Source organism: Corynebacterium sp. UMB8791 (genome assembly GCF_054166365.1).
The window spans coordinates 1-449 of record NZ_JBSZCG010000180.1; the positions used below are offsets into that span (position 1 = coordinate 1).

Sequence of the window (449 nt, forward strand, 5' to 3'; positions counted from 1 at the left end):
CCCTTGATGTGGCGGATGGCGAATTTATCGTGATGGTCGGGCCGTCTGGCTGCGGGAAATCGACGTTATTGCGAATGGTTGCCGGACTGGAGCGGGTAACGACGGGCGATATCTGGATCGACCGCAAGCGTGTCACCGAAATGGAGCCGAAAGATCGCGGGATTGCGATGGTGTTCCAGAACTACGCGCTCTATCCGCATATGAGCGTAGAGGAGAACATGGCGTGGGGGCTGAAAATTCGCGGCATGGGCAAGCAACAAATTGCCGAACGTGTTAAAGAAGCGGCGCGCATTCTGGAGCTGGACGGCCTGCTTAAGCGCCGCCCGCGTGAGCTATCTGGCGGTCAGCGTCAGCGTGTGGCGATGGGGCGTGCGATTGTGCGTGAGCCGGCAGTGTTCCTGTTTGATGAGCCGCTCTCTAACCTCGATGCCAAGCTGCGTGTGCAGATG

The 449-nt window shown here is 58.8% G+C and carries 1 pseudogene; it reads left to right on the plus strand.

What is annotated here, in order from left to right:
• Positions 1–449 (plus strand): annotated as a pseudogene (gene ugpC / locus ACXIUA_RS11680) (sn-glycerol 3-phosphate ABC transporter ATP binding protein UgpC); the annotation flags it as partial.